This window comes from Micromonospora sp. BQ32, from assembly GCF_059358895.1.
Window position 1 is genome coordinate 198,126 of sequence record NZ_JCADBI010000002.1, and the last position, 16,117, is coordinate 214,242.

The 16,117-nt window shown below is 71.4% G+C and carries 12 protein-coding genes; 9 read left to right on the plus strand and 3 right to left on the minus strand.

Translation table 11 applies throughout. The features are described 5' to 3' along the window. Positions 1-89: 89 nt before the first annotated feature. On the plus strand, positions 90-1,448 hold the full coding sequence (locus tag AC5L30_RS04515; protein WP_494865568.1) for an FAD-binding oxidoreductase: 1,359 nt from the start codon (positions 90-92) through the stop codon (positions 1,446-1,448). 48 nt (positions 1,449-1,496) lie between these two features. On the opposite strand, the gene AC5L30_RS04520 is transcribed toward AC5L30_RS04515, so the two are convergent. Next, positions 1,497-1,928 (minus strand): hypothetical protein, encoded by a 432-nt coding sequence (locus AC5L30_RS04520; protein WP_494865569.1) that lies wholly within the window; start codon positions 1,926-1,928, stop codon positions 1,497-1,499. A gap of 48 nt (positions 1,929-1,976) precedes the next feature. Beyond that, entirely contained in the window at positions 1,977-4,049 is a 2,073-nt protein-coding gene (locus AC5L30_RS04525) for a SpoIIE family protein phosphatase (RefSeq protein WP_494865570.1), read from the minus strand. A gap of 293 nt (positions 4,050-4,342) precedes the next feature. Between AC5L30_RS04525 and AC5L30_RS04530 the strand changes: the two genes are divergently transcribed. Next, complete coding sequence (locus AC5L30_RS04530) at positions 4,343-8,710, plus strand: HAMP domain-containing protein (RefSeq protein ID WP_494866075.1); 4,368 nt, start codon at positions 4,343-4,345, stop codon at positions 8,708-8,710. Beyond that, a complete protein-coding gene (locus AC5L30_RS04535; protein WP_494865571.1) occupies positions 8,707-9,261 on the plus strand; it encodes a response regulator in 555 nt (184 codons plus the stop codon). Before AC5L30_RS04530 ends, AC5L30_RS04535 begins: the two co-directional genes overlap by 4 nt. 14 nt (positions 9,262-9,275) lie before the next feature. Here AC5L30_RS04535 and AC5L30_RS04540 read toward each other — a convergent pair whose 3' ends face one another. Continuing rightward, complete coding sequence (locus AC5L30_RS04540) at positions 9,276-9,611, minus strand: STAS domain-containing protein (RefSeq protein ID WP_007454492.1); 336 nt, start codon at positions 9,609-9,611, stop codon at positions 9,276-9,278. Between the two features lie 178 nt (positions 9,612-9,789). Between AC5L30_RS04540 and hemL the strand changes: the two genes are divergently transcribed. The 6 genes from hemL (at position 9,790) to ccsB (ending at position 15,854) form a co-directional block, all read left to right on the plus strand. Then, positions 9,790-11,127 (plus strand): glutamate-1-semialdehyde 2,1-aminomutase, encoded by a 1,338-nt coding sequence (gene hemL / locus AC5L30_RS04545; RefSeq protein WP_494865572.1) that lies wholly within the window; start codon positions 9,790-9,792, stop codon positions 11,125-11,127. A gap of 63 nt (positions 11,128-11,190) precedes the next feature. Next, positions 11,191-11,838: a histidine phosphatase family protein gene (locus AC5L30_RS04550; protein WP_494865573.1), complete on the plus strand. Its 648-nt coding sequence runs from the start codon at positions 11,191-11,193 to the stop codon at positions 11,836-11,838. Further along, a complete protein-coding gene (locus AC5L30_RS04555) occupies positions 11,838-12,407 on the plus strand; it encodes a TlpA family protein disulfide reductase (protein WP_494865574.1) in 570 nt (189 codons plus the stop codon). The genes AC5L30_RS04550 and AC5L30_RS04555 overlap by 1 nt, the downstream gene beginning before the upstream one ends. Then, positions 12,407-13,240, plus strand: coding sequence for a cytochrome c biogenesis CcdA family protein (locus AC5L30_RS04560; RefSeq protein WP_494865575.1), 834 nt, complete (start codon positions 12,407-12,409; stop codon positions 13,238-13,240). The genes AC5L30_RS04555 and AC5L30_RS04560 overlap by 1 nt, the downstream gene beginning before the upstream one ends. Continuing rightward, a complete protein-coding gene (gene resB, locus AC5L30_RS04565; RefSeq protein ID WP_494865577.1) occupies positions 13,240-14,877 on the plus strand; it encodes a cytochrome c biogenesis protein ResB in 1,638 nt (545 codons plus the stop codon). Before AC5L30_RS04560 ends, resB begins: the two co-directional genes overlap by 1 nt. Next, entirely contained in the window at positions 14,877-15,854 is a 978-nt protein-coding gene (ccsB, locus tag AC5L30_RS04570; protein ID WP_494865579.1) for a c-type cytochrome biogenesis protein CcsB, read from the plus strand. The genes resB and ccsB overlap by 1 nt, the downstream gene beginning before the upstream one ends. Positions 15,855-16,117 lie beyond the last annotated feature (263 nt).

A 16,117-nucleotide genomic window follows, 5' to 3' on the forward strand; every position in this document is an offset into this window, starting at 1 on the left:
ACGTTACCGGCCGGCAGCCGCAGTGCGCCGGACCAGCGCCATCCCGATACTCGCCGCCACGGCTTTCGAACACATGTACGATGGCCGGCATGGCGGCAGCAGCGAGTTCCCTCGGCCGGTCCGGAGCCCTCGAGATCACCCGGCGGTTGGCGGCGATCTGCGGTCCACCCTTCTCCCGGCTGGCCGGGCCGGCCGACGAGGTGGCGGGGCGGCCGGCGCGCTGGGTGGCCGTCCCGGGCGGCCCGCACGCCGCCGCCGAGGTGCTGCGGCTGGCCGCCGTGCACGACCTGGCGGTGGTGCCCCGAGGTGCGGGCACGAAGATCGACTGGGGTGCTGCCCCCGTTCAGGTCGACATCCTGCTCGACACCGGCCGGCTGGCCGGCATCGGTCACGAACCGGCGGACTCGCTGGTGACGGACGTGGGGGCCGGCACTCCACTGCGGGCGGTGCAGGCCACCCTGGAGCGCACCGGGCAGCGGCTCGCGATGGACGCCCCGTCACCCGGCGCGACCCTGGGTGGCGTGCTCGCCGCCGGCGAGGCCGGCCCGCTGCGCCACCGCCACGGCAGCCCCTGCGACCAGCTGCTCGGTGTGCGCTACCTGGCCGCCGACGGCGAGTTGATCAGCGTCGGCGGTGGCGCACCCGGGCTCGACCTGGCCCGCCTGCTCTGCGGCTCCCAGGGCGCGCTCGGCGTGCTGGTCTCGGCGAGTATGCGGGTGCAGCCGGTGCCGGCGAGCAGGCTCTGGGTGTCCCGCCCGGTGTGGACCCCGCTGGAGGTGCACGACCTGGTCCGGACGATCCTCGCCGCTCGGCTGGAGCCGTCGGCCATCGAGCTGGACCTGCCCGGAGGCACCCCCCGCCCCCGTACGCCGTACCCGCCCGGTCACCCGGCGGCCACCGCCCGGGAGCGCCATCCGTCGATGTCCGGTCGGGCCGGTGCCCCGTCCCGGGCCGGCAGCCTGGTGGTGCTGCTGGAGGGCGGCCCCGCCGATGTCACCGAGCGTGCCGAGCGGCTGGTCGGTCTACTGCACGGGGAAGCGACCATCGCCCACTCCGCGCCGACGTGGTGGCGCCGCTACCCGTTCGCGCCCGGCGACACGGCGCTGCGCCTGGAGGTGCCGATCGGCGACCTGCACGCCGCCGTCTACGCGCTGCGCGACGCGGCCGGCGCGCCGGTGCCGGTGCGCGGGTCCGCCGGGCTGGGCGTGGTGCACGCGGCGTTGCCCGGGGCGCTGGCCGCCGACCGGGTGGCGTCCATCCTGGCCGCCGTCCGAGGGGTGCTGCTGGCCCGGCAGGGCCGCTGCGTGGTGGTCTCCGCTCCGGCGGCGGTCCGCCAGGCGGTCGACCTCTGGGGCGAGCTGGCCGGCCTGGCCCAGTTGCGGGCCGCGAAGCGGCACCTGGATCCGGAGCACCGGCTCGCGCCCGGACGGCTCCCCGGCGGCCTGTGAGGCCGAGCCGGCCGGGTGAGCCCGCCGGGCGGTGGAGCCCGGCTGGGGTCAGTCCATCCACCACCGGTGCATGTCCAACAGCGCCGGGGTGAAGCGGGCCACCAGCACCAACAGGCTGCCTACCGCGCCGGCCAGCAGCAGTGACCGGGTCGCCCTGGGCAGGGCCTCGCGCTCCCGGGCGGTCACCGCCACCGCGACGATCGCCAACGGCAGCCCGAGCACCGCACCCACCACATAGAGCATCCCGACCACGGCATAGAGCCAGAGAAACGGGTTCAGCCCATCCATCCCGAACGGGATCACGTCCTTCGGGTCGTACGCGCCGGTCAGCATCTCGGCCGGGCCGACGCCGGCGGTCGTCATCCGACCGATGTAGAGCAGCAGCACGGCGAGGAACGCACCGATGGTCGCGAACTGCGCGGCGATCAGGGCCCGGACCGCCGGCCGCGAGTACGACGCGACCTGCGCGACGCTCGTCATGGCCGTCAATCTACCGAGCGGACCCGAGGTACGTGGGCCGTGCGACGGTCAGGTCGCGTCGTTGCGGAGCACCAGGACGGCGATGTCGTCCCGGGGCGGCTCGACCGAGAAGTTGATCGCCGCGGCGCGCAGCCGGGCGGCCACCACGTCGGCCGAATATCCGGCCAGGGGCGCGGCGGCGTCCCGCAGCCGGTCGGTGCCGAACAGCTCCCGGCCGCGCCGCCGCTCGGTGACACCATCGGTGTAGAAGATCAGCGAATCGCCCGGTGCGAGCGTGATCTCCGCGGTCGGCGAGGTGATCGTGTCGAGCAGGCCGAGCGCGGTGCCGCCGGTGCCGACGAACTCGGCGCCGCCGGCCGCGGCCAGCAGCACCGGCCGGTCGTGCCCGGCGAGGTGCAGCGACACGGCCAACTGGTCGCCCGCGCTCGGCCCGACCGCTGCCAGCGCCAGCGTGCAGTAACGGCCACCACCGCGCTCGACAAGCGTCTCGTTGAGCCGCGCCAACGCCTCCGGCAACGGTTTGCCGTCGCCGACCAGCACCCGGATCACGTCCCGGACCAGCCCGGTCACCGCGGCGGCCTGGACACCCTTGCCCGAGACGTCACCGATCACCACCAGCCAACGCCCGTCGGGCAGCGGCACCACGTCGTAGAAGTCGCCGCCCACCTCGGCGTCGTCGCCGGTCGGGACGTACTCGGCGGCGAAGCCGATCCCATCCACCAGCGGCAGCACCGGCGGCAGCAGAGACTGCTGGAGCGTCTGCGCCACCCGACGGCGCTCGGCGTGGATCCGGGCGTTCTCGATGGCCAGCGCGGCCCGCCGGGCCACGTCCTCCAACACGGCCACCTCGTCCGGGTCGTGCCGGTGTCGCTGGTGCCGCCCCACCGCCAGAGTCCCGAGCCGTTGCCCGCGGGCGATCAACGGGACCGCGAAACCCTCCATCGGGCCGCCCAGCGGGATCTGCGCCGCGCTGCGGGACGCCTCGCGCAGGCGGGCCTGGATCGAGTCCGGTCCGGTCTCCGCCAGCACCTTCTGCAACTGCGGAAGCATCGACTCGTCGGCGTGGCTGGCCGCCGCCAACCGGAGCCGGCCCCACTCGTCGGTGGTGTGCACCGCGCACCACTGACCGAGTCGCGGCACCACCAACTGCGGCACCAGCGCCATGGTCAGGTCGACGTCCAACGACTGGGCCAGCAGTTCGCTCGCCTCGGCCAGGAACGTCAACCACACCTGCCGGCGGACGTCGGCTCGGCGCAGCCGGTCATTCTCCAGGTGCAGCGACAGCCGCTCGGCGGTGAGCACCGCCAACGGTTGGGCGTACGCCGACGGCGCGGCGTCCAACTCCAGCTCCCCGGCGTACGGGCGGTGCACCGTCAGCGGCACCCGGAGCAACTCGCTGCCGGGGCGGGGCGGCCGACCGAAGCGGGCCAGCACCTGGCGACCCTGCCCGTCGCCCCGGTCCAGGCGGATCGTGCCGCCGGCCGCGCCCACCATCTCGGCGACCCGGCTGAGCAGGCTGGTGGCGAAGTCGGGCAACGGGTCGTCCCCGTACAGGTCGGGGGCGGTCTGCATGAGTTCGCTCATCGCGCTGGCGCTCGGCGCGGAGCCGTCGGCGCTGGTCTGAGGGCCGGCGTTGGCCGGCGTCGAGTCGCCGACGGTGCCCCCGGACGGCGAGTCGACGCCGGGGCGGTCCAGCCGGAACCAGACACCCTTGCCGGTGGGCAGGTACGTGGTGCCCCAGCGACTGGCGAAGTGGTCGACCAGCAGCAGGCCCCGGCCCCGCACGGAGACCTCGTTGATCTCGGTGGAGTCGTTGCGGTCGCCGACGGTCAGTTCGTCGCCCGAGCCGGGGGCGAAGTCGGAGACGGTGACGGTCAGCCCGATCTCGTCCGCGACGACCTCGATGTCCAACTCGGTACCGGCGTGCTCAACGGCGTTGGTGGTCAGCTCGGTGGTGAGCAGCAGCGCCTCGTTGGCCAGCTCGTCCAGGTGTGACTCGGTCAACACCGAGCGGACCACGGCGCGGGCGGCGGCCGGCGTACGGCGGTCGGCGGGCAGCCGGACACGCCGGACGGCCCCGTCCCGGGCCCCGGCCGTCGCGGGCCCCGCCTCGGCTGACACCCCCGTATCCTCCACCGTCCCCCTGCCGGGTGCCAAGCCGATCACCGATCCCGGGCTGTCGCGTCGGTCAGCGGCGCCGGTGGCAGCGCACGGGCTGACGCGCCGAAACGACCGGTGCGGGGGCCGGGCGAGGTTTGCGGCGTGCCGTGCCGGCTCGGCGTCGATCGGGCGGGTCGACGAGCGATCGATGCCACCTGGCGGGTCGCGCACCCTGGCACCACGGCGCGCGCGGGCACAATATGGGGTGCCGGTGTGTCCGCACGGACCGGTGCCCCCGAGTGGAGCGAGGAATGATGACCACGGCGAAGCAGTCGGTGGCGGATCCGTCCGCGCCCGACCACGAGGCGCTCCTCGGCGAGTTGACCGAGGCACTGCGACGGATCGGTCGCGGCGACCTGAAGGTCCGGCTTCCCCGCCGCGCCGGCGCGGCCGGTGAGGTGGCGGACGCCTTCAACGAGATGGTCTCGCTCCAGGAGCGGCAGTACCTGGACCTGCGGCGGATCAGCCGGATCGTCGGTCGCGACGGCCGGCTCACCGAGCGGCTCGACGACGAGGGGCTGGACGGCTCCTGGGCGGAGGGGCAGCGGGCGATCAACTCGCTGATCGACGACCTGGGCCGACCCACCACCGAGATCGCCCGGGTGATCGTGGCGGTCGCCGACGGTGACCTGTCCCAGCACATGGCGTTGGAGATCGACGGGCGGCCGCTGCGTGGTGAGTACCTGCGCATCGGGCGCACGGTGAACACGATGGTGGACCAGCTGTCGTCGTTCTCGAACGAGGTGACCCGGGTGGCCCGTGAGGTGGGCACCGAGGGCAAGCTGGGCGGCCAGGCCGACGTGCGGGGCGTCGCCGGCACCTGGAAGGACCTCACCGACTCGGTGAACACCATGGCGTCGAACCTGACCGGCCAGGTGCGGTCGATCTCGCAGGTGGCGACGGCGGTGGCCAAGGGCGACCTGTCGCAGAAGATCACGGTCGGCGCGCGTGGTGAGGTCGCCGAGCTGGCCGCCACGATGAACTACCTCACCGACACGCTGCGGCTCTTCGCCGAGCAGGTGACCCGGGTGGCCCGCGAGGTGGGCACCGAGGGTAACTTGGGCGGCCAGGCCGAGGTGCCGAACGTGGCGGGCACCTGGAAGGACCTGACCGACAGCGTCAACTCGATGGCGTCGAACCTGACCGCCCAGGTCCGTAACATCGCGCAGGTCTCCACGGCGGTGGCACGCGGCGACCTGTCGCAGAAGATCACGGTGGCGGCGCAGGGCGAGATCCTGGAGCTCAAGGACACCGTCAACACGATGGTGGACCAGTTGTCGTCGTTCGCCGACGAGGTGACCCGGGTCGCGCGTGAGGTGGGCATCGAGGGCAAGTTGGGCGGCCAGGCCCAGGTACGCGGCGTCTCCGGCACCTGGCGGGACCTCACCGAGAACGTGAACCAGCTGGCCGGCAACCTGACCAGCCAGGTCCGCAACATCTCCCAGGTCTCCACCGCCGTGGCGAAGGGTGACCTGTCGCAGAAGATCACGGTGGACGCCCAGGGCGAGATCCTGGAGCTGAAGAACACCGTCAACACGATGGTGGACCAGCTGTCGTCGTTCGCGGACGAGGTGACCCGGGTGGCCCGCGAGGTGGGCACCGAGGGCAACCTGGGCGGTCAGGCGCAGGTGAAGGGGGTCTCCGGCACCTGGCGGGATCTGACCGACAACGTCAACTCGATGGCGTCGAACCTGACCAGCCAGGTCCGCAACATCGCCTCGGTGACCACGGCGGTGGCGAAGGGTGACCTGTCGCAGAAGATCACGGTGGACGCGCGGGGCGAGATCCTGGAGCTGAAGTCGACGGTCAACACGATGGTCGACCAGTTGTCGTCGTTCGCCGACGAGGTGACCCGGGTGGCCCGCGAGGTGGGCACCGAGGGCAAGTTGGGCGGTCAGGCGCAGGTGCGCGGTGTCGCCGGCACCTGGCGGGATCTGACCGACAACGTCAACTCGATGGCGTCGAACCTGACCGCCCAGGTCCGCAACATCGCCCAGGTCTCCACGGCGGTGGCGAAGGGTGACCTGTCGCAGAAGATCACGGTGGACGCGCGGGGCGAGATCCTGGAGCTGAAGTCGACGGTCAACACGATGGTCGATCAGCTGTCGTCGTTCGCCGACGAGGTGACCCGGGTGGCCCGCGAGGTGGGCACCGAGGGCAAGCTCGGTGGCCAGGCGCAGGTGAAGGGGGTTTCCGGCACGTGGCGGGACCTCACCGACAACGTGAACTCGATGGCGTCGAACCTGACCAGCCAGGTCCGCAACATCGCCTCGGTGACCACCGCCGTGGCGAAGGGTGACCTGTCGCAGAAGATCACGGTGGACGCCCAGGGCGAGATCCTGGAGCTGAAGTCGACGGTCAACACAATGGTCGACCAGCTGTCGTCGTTCGCCGACGAGGTGACCCGGGTGGCCCGCGAGGTCGGTATCGAGGGCAAGCTCGGCGGTCAGGCGCAGGTGAAGGGCGTCTCCGGCACCTGGCGGGACCTCACCGAGAACGTCAACCAACTCGCCTCGACGCTGACCACGCAGTTGCGGGCCATCGCCCAGGTGTCCACCTCGGTGACCCGAGGCGATCTGACCCAGCGGATCGCGGTCAAGGCGCAGGGCGAGGTCGCCGAGCTGAAGGACAACATCAACCAGATGATCGTCACCCTCCGGGAGACGACCAAGAAGAACGCCGAGCAGGGCTGGCTGGACTCCAACCTCGCCCGGATCGGCGGCCTGTTGCAGGGCCAGCGCGACCTCGGCGAGGTCTGCCGCATGATCATGACGGAGGTGACCCCGCTGGTCGACGCCCAGCTCGGCGCCTTCTTCCTGGCCGACGACGCCGACGGCAGCATGCGGCTGCGGCTGACCTCCTCGTACGGGTACGTGGCCCGGGGGCATGACGTCACCTTCGGGCCGGGTGAGGGGCTGGTCGGGCAGACCGCGCTCTCCCGCCGCACGATCCGGGTCAGCGCCTCCCCGAACAGCCGACTCACCCTGCGCTCCGGTCTGGCCGAGACACCCCCGTCCGACCTGGTGGTGCTCCCCGTCCTGTTCGAGGGTGAGCTGCTCGGGGTGATCGAGTTCGCCAGCGTGTCGGCCTTCTCCGAGCTGCACCTGGCGTTCCTGGAGCGGCTGGTGCTCACCATCGGCATCGCCGTCAACACCATCCAGGCCAACCGGCGTACGGAGGAGCTGCTGGCCCAGTCGCAGCGGCTGGCGCACGAGATGCAGGAGCAGTCGGCCGAGTTGCAACGCACCAACGCCGAGCTGGAGGAGAAGGCCACGCTGTTGTCCGAGCAGAAGGGCAACATCGAGACGAAGAACCGGGAGATCGAGCTGGCCCGGTTGGGCCTGGAGGAGAAGGCACAGCAGCTGACCCGGGCGTCGGCCTACAAGTCGGAGTTCCTGGCCAACATGAGCCACGAACTGCGGACCCCGCTGAACTCGTTGCTGCTGCTGGCCCGCCTGCTGGCCGAGAACTCGGAGCAGAACCTCAGCCCGAAGCAGATCGAGTTCGCCCGGACCATCCACGGGTCCGGCTCCGACCTGCTGCGTCTGATCGACGACATCCTCGACCTGTCCAAGATCGAGGCGGGTCGGATGGACGTCGAGCCGACCGAGATCCGCTTCACCGAGCTGCGCGGCTACGTCGAGCAGGCGTTCGCGCCGCAGGCCGAGGAGAAGAACCTGGACTTCCAGGTACGGGTGAGCAAGGATCTGCCGCCGGCGTTGGTGACCGACGCGCAGCGGTTGCAGCAGATCCTGCGCAACCTGCTCTCCAACGCGGTGAAGTTCACCGACAACGGTGCCGTGACGCTGCGGATCGCCCCGGCCGCGGAGAACGCGGTCTTCGACGTCCCGGCGCTGACGAACGCCCAGCAGGTGATCGCGTTCACCGTGATCGACACCGGGATCGGCATCTCCGACGACAAGCTGTCGATCATCTTCGAGGCGTTCCAGCAGGCCGACGGCACGACCAGTCGCCGGTACGGCGGCACCGGCCTGGGCCTGTCGATCAGCCGCGATCTGGCCCGGCTGATCGGCGGCACCATCACCGTCTCGTCCGCGCCCGGTCAGGGCTCGACCTTCACCCTGTTCGTGCCGCAGGTGCTGGCCCCGGACGCCGTGGTCGCGCCGCAGGCTCCGTCTCCGCAGCGCGCCGGTCTGCCGTCGTCGCTGCTGATGCCGCCGCTGGAGCTGCTGCCGGAACGGCCGGAGGCGCCGGCCACCCGTCAACTGGACGGTGCCACGGTGCTGATCGTGGACGACGACGTGCGCAACGTCTTCGCCTTGACCAGCGCGTTGGAGCTGCACGGGATGACCGTGCTGTACTCGGACAACGGGGTGGACGGTGTCCGCCTGCTGGCCGAGCATCCGGAGGTGGACATCGTGCTGATGGACGCCATGATGCCCGACCAGGACGGTTACGAGACGACCCGCCAGATTCGCCGCAACCACCGGTTCGCCGACCTTCCGGTGGTCTTCCTGACCGCGAAGGCGATGCCGGGCGACCGTGAGTCGGCGCTCGCTGCCGGGGGCAGCGACTACATCACCAAGCCGGTCGACCTGGACGACCTGATCGAACTGATGTCGTCCTGGATCAACGGCAGCCGGACCGAGGAGACTTCGTGACCCAGATGGCCAAAGCGCTGCTCGTGGACGACCGGCGGCAGAATCTGACGGCCCTGGAGGCGATTCTCCAGGGGCTGCCGGTCCAGTCCGTGGCGGTGGAGAGCGGCGAGGCGGCGCTCAAGCAACTGCTGGTGGACGACTTTGCGGTGATCCTGTTGGACGCGCAGATGCCGGACATGGACGGCTTCGAGACGGCGAGCCACATCAAGCGCCGGGAACGGACCCGGCATGTGCCGATCATCTTCCTCACCGCCGCCGACCGGGACGCCCAGCTCGCCCTTCGGGGTTACCAGGTGGGCGCGGTGGACTACCTCACCAAGCCGTTCGACCCGTGGGTGCTCCGGGCCAAGGTGTCGGTCTTCGTCGAGCTGTGGGTGAAGACCCGGCAGTTGGCCACCCAGTCGGACCTGGTCCGGGAGCGCGACACGCAGTGGCGGCGGCTCACCGACGCGGTCGACGAGGCGACCGCCCTGCTCCGCTCGGACGACGCGGAGGTCCGCGACCGGGCGGTACGGATGCTCGAACAGGCCCGTTGGGGAAACACCGCCTGACGCGGCGGGGCGGCTCAGCCGGTCGGCTGGTCGTTGCGGATCATCAGGGCGCTGCGGAGGCCGGTGATGTCCAGCACCCGGATCAGGAAGTCGCCCACGTGCGTCAGCATCAGCAGGCTCTGCGCGTGGCTGGCCTTGCGGCTGAGCACGACCAGGGTGCCCAGACCCTGCGAGTCGCAGAAGGTGACGCCGCCGAGGTCGAGCACGATCCGCGGGGGTGGGTCGGCCAGCACCTCGTTGACGACGGTGGAGAGCTGAGCCGCCGTGAGCATGTCGATCTCACCGGCCAGGCGCAACACTGCTTCGTCGCCCGTCCGGTGTAGCGTGATGGACAGTTCGGCACGATCCACCCGGTCAGCCTAGCGCGATCCGACCGACCTGGCCTGTCGAGGCCGCGAGCCGTCGCCGTCCACCCCACGAGGCCCCCGGGTCGGCGCTGCTGACCGGCACAGGTGATGGGTGAGCCGGGTAACCCCACCGCGGGGTGGCTGCTGGTTGACCGTCCGGCGCTGTCACAATGGCGGCATCGTGACCGACATCTTTCCCGCCGGATCCGGCCGCTACCCAGCCGATGCGCCGGCCTCCGAGGCCCTGTTCGCCCGCGCCCGCGCCATCGTGCCGGGCGGGGTGAACTCCCCTGTGCGCGCCTTCCAGGCGGTCGGCGGCACCCCGCGTTTCATGGTCCGTGGTGAGGGTCCGTGGCTGTACGACGCCGACGGTCGCCGCTACGTCGACCTGGTCTGCTCCTGGGGTCCGCTGATCCTCGGGCACGCCCACCCGGAGGTGGTGGAGGCCGTCCAGGCCGCCGCCGCCCTGGGCACCAGCTTCGGCACGCCCACCCCCGGTGAGGTGGAGTTGGCCGCCGAGATCGTCGCCCGGACCCCGGTGGAGCAGGTCCGCCTGGTCAACTCCGGCACCGAGGCGACCATGTCGGCGATCCGGCTGGCCCGCGGCTTCACCGGCCGCTCCAAGATCGTCAAGTTCGCCGGCTGCTACCACGGCCACGTCGACGCGCTGCTCGCTGCCGCCGGCTCCGGCGTGGCCACCCTGGGTCTGCCCGACTCGCCCGGCGTGACCGGCGCGGCGGCCAGCGAGACGATCGTTCTGCCGTACAACGACATCCGGGCCGTCGAGGAGGCATTCGCCGCCGAGGGCCAGCACATCGCCGCGGTGATCACCGAGGCGGCCGCCGGCAACATGGGCGTGGTGGCCCCCCGTGACGGCTTCAACCAGCAGCTCGCCCGGATCGCGCACGCACACGGCGCCCTGCTGGTGGTGGACGAGGTGATGACCGGGTTCCGGGTCTCCCGCGCCGGGTGGCACGGCCTCGACGCCTCCGACGCCGACCTGTGGACGTACGGCAAGGTCATGGGTGGTGGCCTGCCCGCCGCGGCGTTCGGCGGGCGCGCGGACATCATGGCGCGGCTCGCGCCGGCCGGCCCGGTCTACCAGGCCGGCACCCTCTCCGGTAACCCGCTCGCCTGCGCCGCCGGGCTGGCGACCCTGCGGCTCGCCGACGACGCGCTGTACCAGCGCCTCGACGAGACGGCCGCCGTCGTGGGCAAGCTGACGTCCGACGCGTTGGCCGCCGCCGGGGTCCCGCATCGGCTGTCGTACGCGGGCAGCATGTTCTCGGTCTTCTTCACCGACGCCGACGTGGTCGACTACGACAGCGCGCGCACCCAGCAGGTGCCGGCGTTCAAGGCGTTCTTCCACGCGATGCTCGCCGCCGGCGTCTACCTGCCGCCGAGCGCGTTCGAGTCGTGGTTCGTGTCGGCGGCGCTGGACGACGCCGCTCTGGAACACATCGCCGACGCGCTGCCGACGGCGGCGAACGCGGCGGCAGCGGCCGGTCACGGGGGGTAGCGTGCGCGCGAGGAGTGAGCCGGGTTTGCGAGCCCCGCAGTCGCAAACAGAGGGAGCGCAGCGTTGAGCAAGACGGTGGTCCACGTGCTCCGGCACGGCGAGGTGTACAACCCCGACCAGATCCTCTACGGCCGGCTGCCCGGCTTCCGCCTCTCTGAGCTGGGCGTGCAGATGGCCAAGGCCGCCGCTGAGGGCCTGGCCGAGCGGGAGATCGTGCACGTGGTGGCCAGCCCGCTGGAGCGCGCCCAGCAGACCGCCGAGCCGATCGCCGCCCAGTTCGGGCTGCCCGTCGGCGTGGACGAGCGGTTGATCGAGAGCGCCAACTGGTTCGAGGGCAAGAAGGTCTCCCCGGGTGACGGGTCGTTCCGTGACCCGCGCAACTGGTGGGTGCTGCGCGACCCGGTGACACCGTCCTGGGGTGAGGCGTACCGGGTGATCGCCGAGCGGATGTTCGCCGCCGTGCACGCCGCCCGGGTCGCCGCCGAGGGACGCGAGGCGGTGCTGGTGTCGCACCAGCTCCCGATCTGGACGCTGCGCCGCTACGTCGAGCGCAAGCGGCTCTGGCACGACCCGCGTAAGCGGCAGTGCGGGCTGGCCAGTCTCACCTCGTTCCACTTCGACGGCGCGAAGGTGGCAGGCATCGGCTACAGCGAGCCGGCCGCGCACCTGATCGCTCTCTCCGCGACCGCCCGGACGGCCAAGGGGGCCTGATGAACGCCCGGAGGTGGACCGCCGGTCTGCTCGCCACCGTCGCCGCGGTGGCGCTGGTCGGCTGCACGTCGTCGAAGGCGCAGGAGAAGACCTGCACGACCACCACCGACGGGATCTTCGAGTGCGCACCGGACCAGCGCTCCGCACCCCCGAAGGTCGCCGGTGAGCTGCTGCTCGGCGGCACCTACGACGTCAGTGCGGCGCGCGGTCAGGTCGTGGTGGTCAACTTCTGGGGTTCCTGGTGCGCGCCGTGCCGCGCCGAGGCGGACGACCTGGAAGCCGTCTATCAGGCCACCAAGGGTTCCGGGGTGAGCTTCCTCGGCATCAACGTCCAGGACCAGCGGGACAAGGCCAAGGCGTTCGAGAAGGGCCGGGTCACCTATCCGAGCCTCTACGACCCGTCGAGCAAGACGGCACTCGCGCTGGACATCCCGCCGAACAGCGTGCCGGCGACGGTGGTGCTGGACCGGGACGGCCGGATCGCGGCGGTGATCCGGGCCGCCGTCAAGCAGGAGGGCCTGCAACCGATCGTCGAACGGATCGCCGCCGAGAAGCCGGCGCCGAACTGATGGGCGAGACCTTCCGGGAGTTGGCCCTCAGCGGGCCGCTGCTGCTCGCCATCGGCGCGGCGGCGCTCGCCGGCCTGGTCAGCTTCCTGTCCCCGTGCGTGCTCCCGCTCGTCCCCGGCTACCTGTCGTACGTGACCGGCCTGGCCGGCGCCGACCTGGAGGGCCGCCGACCGGCCGTCGATCCGGCACCGGGCACCGATCCGGCACCGGGCACCGGGGGCGTCGCCGTCAAGGAGCGGGCCGCGACGGCGGCCGTCAAGGGTCGGGTGCTCGCCGGGACGCTGCTCTTCATCGGCGGCTTCACCGTCGTCTTCGTGGCCACCGCGATCCTCTTCGCCGGCATCGGCCGGGTCTTCTTCGACTACAAGCGCGAATTGCAGATCGGCGTCGGCGTGCTGATCATCGTGGCGGGGTTGAGCTACCTCGGGATGATCCCCGCCCTGCAACGCGAGTTCCGGATCTCCCGGCTGCCGTCGGCCGGGCTGCTCGGCGCGCCGGTCTTCGGGGCGGTCTTCGCACTCAGCTGGGTGCCCTGCACCGGCCCCACGCTCGGCGCGGTGATGGGCATGGCCACCGCCAGCGGGCAGAGCGACCGCGCGGTGGTGCTCGCCGTGGCGTACTGCCTCGGGTTGGGGATACCGTTCATCGTCTTCGGGCTGGGCTTCGAACGCCTGCTCGGGGTCTTCCGCGCCGTCCGGCGCAACAGCCGCTGGGTCACCCGGGTCGGCGGCGCCCTGCTCATCCTGATCGGCCTGGCCCTGGTCACCGGCGGATGGCAGAGCTTCGTGATCTGGCTGCAGACCACCGTCGGGGTGGGCGAGGTGAGCATCTGATGACGGTCGTCGACGACCGACCGGAGACCGTGGCGCCCGCGCCACGCCGCCGGCCCAACCGGCTGCTGGCCCTGCTGCGCAACTCGTGGCGGCAGCTCACCAGCATGCGTACGGCGCTGATCCTGCTCTTCCTGCTCGCGGTCGCCGCCATCCCCGGCTCGGTGCTGCCGCAGCGTGGGATCAGCCCGGAGAAGGTCAACGAGTATTTCGTCGACCACCCGGACTGGGCCCCCCGACTGGACCGGATCGGCGCGTTCGAGGTCTTCGGCTCGGTCTGGTTCTCCGCGATCTACCTGCTGCTGTTCACGTCCCTGATCGGCTGCATCACGCCCCGCCTGCGGGACCACGTCCGCACGCTGCGGTCCCGGCCGCCGGCCGCGCCGAAGCGGATGGCCCGGCTGCCGCAGCACACCGTGCTGCCCGCCCCGCCCGGTGGCGCGGCGGCGATCGCCGAGGTGCTGCGCAAGCGCCGCTGGCGGGTCGAGGTGCGCGGCGACGAGGTCTCCGCCGAGAAGGGCTACCTCAAGGAGACCGGCAACCTGCTGTTCCACACCTCGCTGATCGCGGTGCTGATCGGCGTGGCGCTCGGCTCCTGGTACGGCTGGAGCGGCAACCGGCTGCTGGTGGCCGGCGCGGACAACGCGTTCTGCAACACCCGCCAGCAGTACGCCGAGGCGAAGCTCGGCCCTCAGGTGGACAGCGCCGACCTGCCCCGCTTCTGCCTGCGGCTGGACGACTTCGAGGCCCGGTTCCTGCCGTCCGGCCAGCCGGAGTTCTTCAACGCCACGGTCACCGTCGACGGCCCGGACGAGCCGACCCGCAGCGCGCAGTTCTCGGTGAACTCGCCGCTGCGCCTGAACGACGCGAACGTCTACCTGCTCGGCCACGGGTACGCCCCGGTGATCCGCTACACCGACCGGTTCGGCAACAGCCAGATCAGTGACGAACCGTTCCTGACCACCGGCGACATGGGCCTGACCAGCGAGGGGCTGGCGGCCTTCCCGGACGCGAACGTCGACCCGGCGACCGGCCAGCGGGCACCGGATCAGCAGATGGCGTTCACCGGCATCTACCTGCCCACGGCACCCGAGCAGGCGCCCTTTGTCCGCTCGCAGTACCCGACCGAGCGCAACCCGGCGCTGAACCTGGTCGCCTACCGGGGCAACCTCGGCCTGGACGCCGGCATCCCCGGCTCGGTCTACCAACTGGACCAGCGGCAGGTGCGGGCCGGCAAGGTCAAGGAGGTCGGCACCAAACTGCTCCGCAAGGGCGAGACCTGGAAGTTGGACGACGGCACGACCGTCGAGTTCCTGGGCACCGAGCGGTACGTCACCCTCTCCGTCCGGCACGATCCCGGCTCGACGATGCTGCTGGTCAGCTGCGGCGTCCTGCTGGTCGGGCTGATGGGTTCGCTGTTCGGGAAGCGTCGCCGGGTGTTCTTCCGGGTGGTGCCGGCCGACCCCGGGGACGGATCTCCGACGAGCGGTAGTAGCTTGGTGGAGGTCGGTGGGTTGCCGCGTACCGACTACCCAGGGTTCGCCGACGAGTTCACCCAGCTCGTCGCCGCAATCAACGGTGCCGAACGGCCTGAAGCTGACTCCACTGAGCGGGCCGGCGTGCGAGAAGGAGCCGAGTGATGTCCGCACTCTCCGACAATCTGGTGTCTCTCGCGATCCTGGCCTACCTGGTCGCGATGATCGGCCATGCCGTCGAGTACGCGCTGGGCAATGTGCGTACCCGGGTCGCCGCGGCAGCTCCGGTGCGCGAGCTGGTCGGCGTCGGCGCCAGCGGCGGTGCCGTCCCGATGCCGCCCGCACCGGTCCCGTCGCCGCCCACGGCCGACCACTCCACCCGGCGGGCCCGGCTGGCGGGTCTGATCGGGGTGGGCGCCACCGCGGTCGCCGCCGCGCTGCACCTGGCGGCGCTGGTCACCCGAGGGCTCGCCGCAGACCGGATGCCCTGGGGCAACATGTACGAGTTCGTGCTCACGGTGACGTTCATCGGGGTCGCCGCCTGGCTGGTGGTGCTCTGGAAGCGACCGTCGCTGCGCAAGCTCGGGCTCTTCCTCACCCTGGTGATGGTGCTGCTGGTCGCCATCGCCGAGCTGGTGCTGTACGTGCCGATCGTGCCGCTGGTGCCGGCGCTGAACTCGTACTGGTTCATCATCCACGTCTCGACGATCGTCTTCGCGTCCGGCATTTTCCTACTCGGCGTGGTGCCGGCGGTCGGCTTCCTGATGCGCAACGGGTACGAGCAGGGCAAGCGGAGTTTCCCGTACACCCTGGCCAAGCGGCTGCCCGGCGCCGCCGGCCTGGAGCGGCTGACCTTCGCGCTGCACGCCTTCGCGTTCCCGATCTTCACCTTCGCGGTGATCGCCGGTGCCATCTGGGCCGAGGCGGCCTGGGGTCGGCCGTGGGGCTGGGACCCGAAGGAGACCTGGGCGTTCATCTCCTGGGTGGTGTACGCCGGTTACCTGCACGCCCGCGCGACGCCCAGCGTCAAGCGCAACGTGGCCACCTGGATCGCGGTGCTCGGCTTCCTCACCATGCTGATGAACCTGTTCGGCGTGAACATCTTCTTCACCGGCCTGCACTCGTACGGCGGGCTGGACTGACCCTGGCAACGCGGTGCGGGCCGGTCACGGATTCGTCCGTGACCGGCCCGCGTCGTTCAGGCGGGGTGTGGTCAGCTCACGGTCACCGGGGCGATGTCGTTGCTCGGGTCGTCGTCCACTCGGGGGTAGCGCTGGAACGGCTGGACCTCGCCGGAGGCCCCTGACAGGCTGTCGACCCGCAGGTCGAACCCGACCCTGTGAGTCGTGCCGGCAGGGAAGACCGACCCTGGCCCACTGCAGTCTCCTGTGACATTTCCTGATCG